This is a genomic window from Streptomyces sp. NH27 (assembly GCF_056859195.1).
Map to the genome: position 1 here is coordinate 1 of NZ_JACEGK010000652.1, position 3,822 is coordinate 3,822.

The 3,822-nt window shown below is 70.1% G+C and carries 5 protein-coding genes; 2 read left to right on the forward strand and 3 right to left on the reverse strand.

Annotated features, from left to right (window positions below; all coding sequences use genetic code 11):
- Positions 1–174 precede the first annotated feature (174 nt).
- Positions 175–1,080, forward strand: coding sequence for an alpha/beta fold hydrolase (locus AC13HU_RS33825; protein WP_483045813.1), 906 nt, complete (start codon positions 175–177; stop codon positions 1,078–1,080).
- Between the two features lie 115 nt (positions 1,081–1,195).
- The gene (locus AC13HU_RS33830; RefSeq protein ID WP_200823142.1) at positions 1,196–1,336 is read left to right on the forward strand and encodes a hypothetical protein; all 141 of its coding nucleotides are present in this window, start codon (positions 1,196–1,198) and stop codon (positions 1,334–1,336) included.
- A 74-nt stretch (positions 1,337–1,410) separates the two neighbouring features.
- On the opposite strand, the gene AC13HU_RS33835 is transcribed toward AC13HU_RS33830, so the two are convergent.
- From AC13HU_RS33835 to AC13HU_RS33845, 3 genes are all read right to left on the reverse strand, one after another.
- On the reverse strand, positions 1,411–2,019 hold the full coding sequence (locus AC13HU_RS33835) for a MarC family protein (RefSeq protein ID WP_483045814.1): 609 nt from the start codon (positions 2,017–2,019) through the stop codon (positions 1,411–1,413).
- A gap of 140 nt (positions 2,020–2,159) precedes the next feature.
- A complete protein-coding gene (locus tag AC13HU_RS33840) occupies positions 2,160–3,023 on the reverse strand; it encodes a PHP domain-containing protein (RefSeq protein WP_483045815.1) in 864 nt (287 codons plus the stop codon).
- 150 nt (positions 3,024–3,173) lie between these two features.
- Positions 3,174–3,812 carry a DUF6758 family protein gene (locus AC13HU_RS33845; protein WP_483045816.1) on the reverse strand — a complete coding sequence of 213 codons (639 nt, stop codon included), beginning with the start codon at positions 3,810–3,812 and terminating at the stop codon, positions 3,174–3,176.
- Positions 3,813–3,822 lie beyond the last annotated feature (10 nt).

Here is a 3,822-nt window from a genome sequence, read left to right on the forward strand (position 1 = left end):
CGTACACAGGGGCGCGTGGGGGCACCCCCAGGCGAAGCTCTGGGGGAGAACTGCGCGACAAGCCACCCACCCACCCAAAGCAAGGTCCCTGAACCGACAACACAGGTCACCCTGGAGGGTCACGCGGCCACCAACCGCAACCTCTTGGACATGTGGGCCGCGTAATCTCGCTACATGAGCCGACCGAGTGCCCTTGACCTGCCGACGAACGTGGTCTCCCGCCAGTTGGACACACCGAGGGGCCCGTTCGCGGTGCTGGACGGCGCCCCCGCGCAGGGGGCCGAACTGCGTGGTCACGTCCTGATGGTCCCGGGCTTCACCGGAAGCAAGGAAGACTTCCTCGACCTGATGACGCCGTTGACGGCCGCAGGCTTCCGCACGGTCTCGGTGGACGGCCGCGGGCAGTTCGAATCGGCCGGCCCGAGGGACGAAAAGGCGTACGCCCAGAGCGAGTTGGCGGCGGACGTACGAGCGCAGGCGGCAGCGTTGGCCACGGAGTACGGCGCGGCCGCACCCCTGCACGTACTGGGCCACTCGCTGGGCGGCCACATCGTGCGGGCCGCCCTGCTCACCGACCGTGCCACGCCGTACACCTCGCTGACACTGATGAGTTCGGGCCCGGCCGCGATCGAGGCGCACCAGCAGGTGCGGACGCAGTTGCTGATCGACCATCTGCCGACGATGGACATGGAGTCCGCCTGGCAGGCGATGCGGGCGATGGACGCCGGGGCGGAGGCGGACAGCGCCGGGGACGCGGAGGAACGCACCCCGACCTGGCTGGAGGACTTCCTGCACCGCCGCTGGCTGGGCACCGTGCCGGAGCAACTGCTCGCCACCGCACGGCAGTTGATGTCCGAAACCGACCGAGTGACGGAACTGGCCGCACTGCCGCTGCCTAAACTCGTACTCTCCGGCGAGGTGGACTACGCCTGGCCGGTGCCGTGGCTGGACGAGATGGCGGTACACCTCGGCGCACGGCGCGTCGTGATCAAGGACGCCGGACACTCGCCCAACGCGGAGCGGCCCACCGAGACCGCGGCCGCGTTGGTTGCCTTCTGGAAGGACACCGAGGGGCGGTAGGGACTCCCTTGCCGGCAAACAGTTAAGACAGGAAAGTTTTTCATTAGCCTAGGGAATGTTTTGAAGGGGGTGTTCGTTGACCACACATGTAACGCGCGACGAAGGGAGAAGCCCCATGCGCTTTGAGATCATGCGACTCGACGACGTCAACGGCGAGGCCGTGGACAGCACCGTCGTGGACGCCAACGCTGTCGACAGGATCGTGCAGCAGGCCGCCGCTCTCGGCCAGCGCATCTACATCCGCCCCGCGGACTGATCGCAGGCCCACACAACGGCGCCCCGTACCGAATGGATGTACGGGGCGCTTTCGTCTGTCCGGGACCGGAGGCGTCAGCCCTCGCCGTGGACGAAGCCGAAGATGCCGTTCACCACCGACTGCACGGCGATCGCGGACAGCAGCATCCCCGACAACCGGGTCACCAGCACCACCCCGCCCTCCTTGATCAGGCGGATGATCGCCAGCGAGTACCGCATGGTCAGCCAGAGGACCGCGTGCATCGCCACGATCGCCACCCACACCGAGAGCTGCTGCCCGAAGCCGTTCGCGTGCTGCACCGCGAGGATCACCGTCACGATCGCCCCCGGCCCGGCCAGCAGCGGCATGCCCAGCGGCACCAGCGCCACGTTCACGTCCTTCGTCTGCGTCGGCTCGTCCGCCTTCCCCGTCAGCAGGTCCAGCGCGATCAGCAGCAACAGCAGTCCCCCGGCCACCCGCAGCGCGGGCACCGACACATGCAGGTAGTTCAGGATCTGCTGGCCGCAGAGGCCGAACACGGCGATCACCCCGAGCGCCACGGACGCGGCCTGCCACGCCATCCGCCGCTGCACCTTCGTCGCGCGCCCCGACGTCAGCGCGAGGAAGATCGGCGTGATCCCGGGCGGGTCCATGATCACGAACAGGGTGAAGAACACGGACCCGAACAGGGTGATGTCAAACATGCGTAAAGCTTTCTGAAGGTACTGGAGCGCCCCCGAAGGGGCGCGGAGAACTACGCGACCGGCCACCGCCGACCGCAAGGAACCGCGAACCGAGAACCGGAACGAGCAGGGGACAGGGGCACCCCGGAGGGTCCGGCCCGCTAGACCGCCGAGATGGGCACCGCGCCGGTGGCCCGGCGCGCGATCTCCCGGTAGACCTCGGGATCGGTGACGCACTCGCCGAGCCGGACCGCCTTGCGGTCGCCGTGGTAGTCGCTCGAACCCGTGGCGAGCAGGTCGTTGTCCGCGGCGAACGCGCGCAGCCGCGCCCTGGTCGCGTCGTCGTGGTCCACGTGGTCCACTTCGATGCCGTCGAGACCGGCGGCGGACAACTCCGCGATCACCGCGTCCGGCACGGTCTCACCGCGCTTGTGCGCCCCCGGGTGCGCGAAGACGGTCACCCCGCCCGCGCCCTTCACCAGCCGCACCGCGTCGAACGGGTCGAGCTCGTGCTTGGGGACGTACGCGCGGCCGTCGTTGGCCAGCCACTGCTCGGTGAACGCTTCCGAGACGCTGTCGACGACGCCCAGTTCGACCATCGCGGTCGCGATGTGCGGACGGCCCACCGAGCCGTCCCCGGCGATTTTGGCGACCTGCTCCCAGGTGACCGGCACGCCCAGCTCGCGAAGCCTGGCGACCATGCCCCGCGCCCTCGGCACCCGGTCGTCCCGTACGAGTTCGCGCTCGCGGTACAGCTCGGGTTCGGCCGGATCGAAGAGGTACGCCAGCATGTGCATGCTGATGCCGTCGATCCGGCAGGACAGCTCGGCGCCGGTCACCAACGTCAGACGCGGGGAGGCTGCCAGCCCGGCCAGCGCGGTGGTCGCCTCGGCGTACCCGCCGACCGTGTCGTGGTCCGTGAGCGCCACCACGTCCAGGCCCGCGGCCGCGGCATTCCGCACCAGCTCGGCCGGCGAGTCGGTGCCGTCGGAAGCCGTGGAGTGGGTGTGCAGGTCTATACGCACGACTCGCTCCGCGGGGTAGCTGGGGATGGGTGGCCGTCGCCAGGATAACCCGCCCGGGTGGTGCGGTCCGCCGGTTCAGGGACAAGCCACCGCGGACCGCAGGGTCCCGTGCCTACGCGGCCGGGGCACCGCGGTGGGGGCGGGCACCCGCTACGCGAGAAGGCGGGGGGTGAGGGCGCCACAAGGAAGGAGGTCGACCTCGGCGCCGGCGTCCCGCAGATCCGTGAGGACGAGCTCGTCGTACATCAGCAGCCCGGTCTGCTCGGGCCAGACGATGGCCCACAGCCAGAGCCCGCGGGCCTCGCCGGCGAAGACGACGCGGTCGTCGGGGACGCCCCCGACGTGCCAGAGGGGCGTGGGACGCCCGGCGGCGAGCACCTTCGCGTGCGGTGGCTTGTCCACGGACATGTTCGGCCCGGGGTCGGGCCCGTCGATCCCAGCGAAACGGGCGCCGAGTCCGACCCCCAACTCCTCGGCCACGAGCATGAGTTCGCCGGGTCCACCGAGCGGTCCCGGCCCGGAGCAGGACACCGCGGTGGCACGGCCGCCACTGCGGTCGTCACCGGCGGCGGCCACGCCGGAGAAGAGCCAGCCGACCGGCAGCGGCCAGGGCATCCAGACCGGCACCTGGGAGCGGTTCGCGACGACACCGAGGGCTTCGACGCTGGGAGGCACCACCGGCTGGAGCGGATGCACGGTCCCGTGCACATCGCACTGCCAGGTATCGGCGAAGAGTCCGGGCGCACGGACCCTGCCACCGCACTTCGGGCAACTGGGTTCGCCCCTCATAGATCCCCAC

Coding starts and splice junctions, on each gene's coding strand:
- AC13HU_RS33825 (WP_483045813.1), top strand. CDS start 175: ATGAGCCGACCGAGTGCCCTTGACCTGCCGACGAACGTGGTCTCCCGC.
- AC13HU_RS33830 (WP_200823142.1), top strand. CDS start 1,196: ATGCGCTTTGAGATCATGCGACTCGACGACGTCAACGGCGAGGCCGTG.
- AC13HU_RS33835 (WP_483045814.1), bottom strand. CDS start 2,019: ATGTTTGACATCACCCTGTTCGGGTCCGTGTTCTTCACCCTGTTCGTG.
- AC13HU_RS33845 (WP_483045816.1), bottom strand. CDS start 3,812: ATGAGGGGCGAACCCAGTTGCCCGAAGTGCGGTGGCAGGGTCCGTGCG.